The sequence below is a fragment of the Sphingomonas sp. CCH9-E2 genome, from assembly GCF_001557215.1.
In the GTDB taxonomy this organism is placed as follows: domain Bacteria; phylum Pseudomonadota; class Alphaproteobacteria; order Sphingomonadales; family Sphingomonadaceae; genus Sphingomonas.
On the sequence record NZ_LSJM01000422.1, the window covers coordinates 1 to 4,997 of the forward strand.

At 68.0% G+C, this 4,997-nt stretch carries 4 protein-coding genes; all 4 read left to right on the forward strand.

All coding sequences use genetic code 11. From position 1 onward, the window contains the following. Positions 1 to 94: 94 nt before the first annotated feature. Genes AX681_RS18955 through AX681_RS18970 form a run of 4 tightly spaced genes read left to right on the forward strand, consistent with a single transcriptional unit; the run spans position 95 to position 4,636 of the window. Positions 95 to 2,440, forward strand: a complete 2,346-nt coding sequence (locus tag AX681_RS18955) for a PAS domain-containing sensor histidine kinase (RefSeq protein ID WP_066656463.1) — start codon at positions 95 to 97, stop codon at positions 2,438 to 2,440. Beyond that, positions 2,437 to 2,880 (forward strand): tRNA (adenosine(37)-N6)-threonylcarbamoyltransferase complex ATPase subunit type 1 TsaE, encoded by a 444-nt coding sequence (gene tsaE / locus AX681_RS18960; protein WP_066656467.1) that lies wholly within the window; start codon positions 2,437 to 2,439, stop codon positions 2,878 to 2,880. The genes AX681_RS18955 and tsaE overlap by 4 nt, the downstream gene beginning before the upstream one ends. 26 nt (positions 2,881 to 2,906) lie before the next feature. Next, positions 2,907 to 3,878 carry an aminoglycoside phosphotransferase family protein gene (locus AX681_RS18965; RefSeq protein ID WP_066656473.1) on the forward strand — a complete coding sequence of 324 codons (972 nt, stop codon included), beginning with the start codon at positions 2,907 to 2,909 and terminating at the stop codon, positions 3,876 to 3,878. Positions 3,879 to 3,937: 59 nt separating this feature from the next. After that, positions 3,938 to 4,636 (forward strand): nucleotidyltransferase family protein, encoded by a 699-nt coding sequence (locus AX681_RS18970; protein WP_082737805.1) that lies wholly within the window; start codon positions 3,938 to 3,940, stop codon positions 4,634 to 4,636. The last annotated feature ends 361 nt before the right edge of the window (positions 4,637 to 4,997 follow it).

Here is a 4,997-nt window from a genome sequence, read left to right on the forward strand (position 1 = left end):
GGGTGCGCCCGCCTCCACCGCTTTTGTCGACGGATACACTTTGCGCCGGGCATCGCTTCGCTTAGGAGGCGAGGATGAACAGCGGCGTGGGCCAGTGATCGAGATTTCCCAAACTGCAGCAACCCTGGCCGGGGCGGCGCTCGCGCTGCTGATCGCGGCTGGCGGCGCGATGCTGTTCGTCGGATTGCGCGCGCGCGCGCGCGCCGGTCGGCTGAGCGACGCCAATGCGCGGCTGTTGGCACTGGCAGCGGGGTCGCCGGCTCTGGCGATGATCGTACGGGCCGATGGGCGGATCGAACTGTCGATCGCGCTGGCCAATCTGTTCGGCTTCGACACCGTGCCGGCGCATTTTTCCGACCTGATCGACAATGACTCGGTCCTCGCGCCGGAGGATGCGCAGATGCTGGAGCAGGAGGTCGGCGCGGCGCAGCGCGCGGGCAAGCCGTTCCGCATGATCCTGCCCGTGCGTGGGGCGAGCCGGACGTTGCTCGCGACCGGCATGCGCGCGCCGGATGCGGTGCGTGCGCCGGGCGGGGCGGTGCTGTGGTTCCTCGACGCGACCGAGTCGAGCGAGGAAGTGGCGCGGTTCGCGGCCGAGGCGGATCGCTATCGCGTTGCGTTCGACGCGCTGACCGGCCTGATCCAGTCGGCGCCGATGCCGATGTGGTATCGCGATCCCGAACTGCGCATCGCGATGGTCAACAATGCCTATGTCGAGGCGGTCGAGGGCAAGGACGCCGAGCAGGTCGTGGCATCAGGCATCGAGCTGGTCGACGCATCGGCCCCGGGAGGACCGCTCGCCAGTCCGGCCCATGCGCGCGAGGTGGGCGCGCCGCAGATGGTGAAGCTGCCCGCGACGATCGGGGGCAAGCGGCGCACGCTGCACATCCATGACGTGCCGCTGCCGACCGGCGGAGTCGCGGGCTTTGCCGTGGATGTCGAGGAGCTGGAACAGGCACGCGGCGGGATCAAGCGAGCCGCCGAGGCACAGCGCGCGATGTTTGACCGGCTGTCGGCGGGTGTGGCGCAATTCGGGCCGGATCGCGCCTTGGTATTCTGCAACCAGCCGTTCCGCCGCATCTTCGAGCTCAAGAACGAATGGCTCGCCGACCGGCCCGAGTTCGACCGCATCCTGGAGCGGATGCGCGAGGCCAACCGCCTGCCCGTGGTGCGCGACTTTCCGGGGTGGAAGAATGAGCGGCGCGAATGGTTCCTGGCGGCCGAGAGCGCGCGCGAGGAGAATTGGACGCTGCCCGGCGGTACGCATCTGCGCGTCGTCGCCCAGCCGCTGCCCGAAGGCGGGCTGCTGACGATTTTCGAGGATCTGACCGAGCAGGTTCAGCTGGCGAGCGCGCGCGACACGCTGTTGCGGGTGCGCACGGCGACGTTCGACAATCTGTTCGAAGGGTTGGGCGTGTTCGCCGCCGATGGACGGCTGCAGCTGTGGAACAACCGGTTCAAGAGTGCCTGGGGGTTCGAGGACGCGTTCATCACCGCGCATCCGCGCGTCGATGCGCTGGCCAAGGAAGCAGCGGGCAAGCTCGCCAAGCCTGGCCGCGCGTCGCTGATCGGCGATCTGGTACGCGCCGCCACGGTCGAGCGGCAGCAGCGCGGCGGATCGATCGAGTTCGCCGATGGCCGGCATTTCGAGGTGGCGGCGGTGCCGCTGCCCGATGGGAACGCGCTGTTCACGATGCTCGACATTTCCGACCGGCGGCGGATCGAGAATGCACTGCGCGAACGCAACGACGCGCTGGAAGCGGCCGACCGGATCAAGACCGCATTCGTCGCCAGCATGAGCTATGAGCTGCGCACCCCGCTGACCTCGATCAAGGGCTTCGCCGAGATGCTGTATAACGGCTATGCGGGCGCGCTGCCGCAGACCGCGGTCGACTATTCGGGCGCGATCCTCGAGTCGGTCGGACGGCTGGGCGATCTGGTCGACGATGTGCTCGACCTGACCCGTGATGGCGGGGCGCTGGCGCGCGAAACGGTGGATCTGGAGCTGGTCGCGGGCGCCGCCGTCGAGAATGTGCAGCCCTCGATCAAGACCAAGAGGATCGAACTGGCGGTCGAAATTCAGGGAAGCGCGGGTAGCGTGCAGGGCGATCCGCGCCGCATCCGCCAGATCATCGAACATCTGCTGAGGCATGCGGTGAGCGGGACCGGCGAGGGTGGCCGGGTGCTGCTGCATATCGACGGGTCGGAGAAAAGGGCGCGGATTGTCGTGTCCGACAATGGCCCCGGCATGGCGGCGGAGGTAGCTGCCAAGGCGTTCGACCGCTTCGCCCAGGCGGGGATCAGCCGAAATGGCGAGCGCGCGCTGCAGCTCGGCCTGCCGCTCGCTAAGCAGTTCGTCGCGGCGCATCGCGGCACGATCGAACTGGTGTCGGAGCCGGGACAGGGGACGATGGTGGTCGCGGAGCTGCCGCGCGCATGATCGTGCTGGCGGATGCAGCGGCGACCGAGGCGTTCGGCCGTTCGCTCGCGGCAAAGGCGCGGCCGGGCGATGTCGTCGCGCTGTCGGGGCAGCTGGGCGCGGGCAAGACCAGCATTGCGCGCGGACTGCTCGCCGCGCTGGGGCTGGCGGGTGAGGCACCGTCACCGAGCTTTGCAATCGTGCAGCCTTATGCGCCGCCAGAAACCGTGTTTCCGGTGCTGCATGTCGACCTGTACCGCATCGACGATCCGGCCGAGGCCGAAGAGCTGGGGCTGGACGATGCGCGGTCGGATTCGCTGCTGCTGGTCGAATGGCCGGAGCGGCTGCCCGAGAGCTATTGGGCGGACGCCTTGTGGCTGACACTCACGATCGAAGCCGACGGATCGCGCGCCTTGACAGCGCGGGTGCCGGCGGCATGGAAGGACCGATGGCCCCTATGAGCGACGGCGTGATTTCGCCCCCCGATATGAACCCGCCCGCACGGGCACCGCATTTCCTGGCCGAGATCGGCTGGGGCGATGGTGAGATCCTGCCGCTCGCTGGAGATGCGTCGTTCCGTCGCTATTTCCGGGTGCAGGCGCCGGGGCGTAGCGCGATTCTGATGGATGCGCCGCCGCCGCATGAGGACCCGCGTCCGTTCATTTCGATCGCGCGCTGGCTGACCGATCGCGGCTTCGCTGCCCCGCAAATCTATGGCGAAGAGCTGGAGACCGGCCTGGTCCTGATCGAGGATTTCGGCGACGCGCGGCTGCGCGAGACGGTAGATGCCGCGCCCGAGAGCGAGTTGCGGCTGTACGAGGCGGCGATCGATGTGCTGATCCGGTTGCGCGGGCATGAAGCGGCGGAACTCGACCCCTATGACGCTGCGGTGTGCCAGCGCGAGGCGGCACTGCTGACCGACTGGTATTGCCCGGCGATCGGGGTCGAAGCGGATGTCGAGGGCTATCGCACGGCGTGGGACGCGGTGCTGGCCCCGGCGCTCGAGGGGCAGCGGGTGACGGTGCTGCGCGATTATCATGCCGAAAACCTGATGCTGATCGAGGGCAGCGAGACGCTCGGCCTGCTCGATTTCCAGGACGCGCTGGCGGGGCATCCGGCCTATGACCTCGTCTCGCTGCTGCAGGACGCGCGGCGCGATGTGCACCCGGATCTGGAAGCGGCGATGCTCGACCGCTATCGCCGGATTACCGGGGCGGATGAGCGTTTTGTCGATGCTTATCATGTGCTCGGCGCGCAGCGGAATGCGAAGATCATCGGCATCTTCACCCGCCTGTGGCAGCGCGATGGCAAGCCGCGCTATCCGGGGCTGTGCCCGCGCGTGTGGGGCTATCTCGAGCGCGATCTGCAGCATCCGGCGCTCGCTCCGGTAAAGGCGTGGTTCGACGCGAACATCCCGGCGCAGCTGCGCGGCGATCCGATGGTGGTGGTGCAGGCGTGAGCGCGAAGAAGACGCTGGCGATCCGGCCGATCCCGGCCGGTGCCGTGCCGCGCACCGCGATGGTGATGGCGGCGGGGCTGGGCAAGCGCATGCGGCCGCTGACCGCGACCCGGCCCAAGCCCCTGGTCGAGGTGGCGGGCAAGCCGCTGATCGACCATGTGTTCGACCGGCTGCGCAGCGCGGGCGTCGAACGGGCGGTGGTCAATGTCCATTACCTTGCCGATGCGCTGGAGGCGCATGTCACGCACCGGGTGAAGGATATCGAGGTGCTGGTGTCCGACGAGCGCAAGCAGTTGATGGAAACCGGCGGCGGGCTGGTGCAGGCGCGCGACATGCTGGGCGATGATCCGTTTCTGTGCGTCAACAGCGACAACCTGTGGATCGACGGCCCGATCGATGCGATCCGCCAGTTGGCGGCCGCGTGGGACGATGCGCGGATGGACGCGCTGCTGCTGCTTGTCCCGCTCGCCCGCGCGCATTGCCATGGCGGGCAGGGCGACTTTCACCTCGACCCGTTCGGCAAGATCGTCGGGCGGCGCAAGCCGGGGCGGCTGGCCCCGTTCGTCTATACCGGGGTGCAGATCCTGTCGCCGCGCGTGATCCGCGACTGGCCGGAGGGGCCGTTCTCGGCGAACCTGTTCTGGGAACGCGCGATTGCGGCGGGGCGGGCGTTCGGCGTGGTGCATCAGGGGCTGTGGTTCGATGTCGGCAGCCCGCCGGCGATTGCGGCGACCGAGGCGGTGCTGGCGGACGGGTGAGTGTGACATTCGGGTTTCCGGGTGGCTGGCGATCTCGTCAATATAACCAAATAGGTTCTTGTAGGAAAGGTGAGCGCTGAAAGGCGTGGATTTCCGCCTTTTCTCGCTGTGGACGTCCTCCGAAGACGGGGCGTTCCGGCGCGAAGGGGCGGGGCGGTCGCATGAGGCGATGCGAACATGTCGCGGATGAGCGCGCCGCTGATCCGAAAGTGGGTGTGTCGAATCCGGAGGGAAAGGCGACTCTTGTCTTGCTCGGAGCGAGGCTTCAGCCGCTTGCTTCGCGCTTGCCTCTCGGTGGACCCCGGAACAAGTCCGGGGTGACGAAAAAGGGGTGCACGCTTGCCTAACCAGTGCCCTGCGC

What these genes read in the sequence shown, in the direction of transcription:
- AX681_RS18970 (WP_082737805.1), top strand. Translation starts at nt 3,938, where the DNA reads ATGGTGATGGCGGCGGGGCTGGGCAAGCGCATGCGGCCGCTGACCGCG.
- AX681_RS18965 (WP_066656473.1), top strand. Translation starts at nt 2,907, where the DNA reads ATGAACCCGCCCGCACGGGCACCGCATTTCCTGGCCGAGATCGGCTGG.
- tsaE (WP_066656467.1), top strand. Translation starts at nt 2,437, where the DNA reads ATGATCGTGCTGGCGGATGCAGCGGCGACCGAGGCGTTCGGCCGTTCG.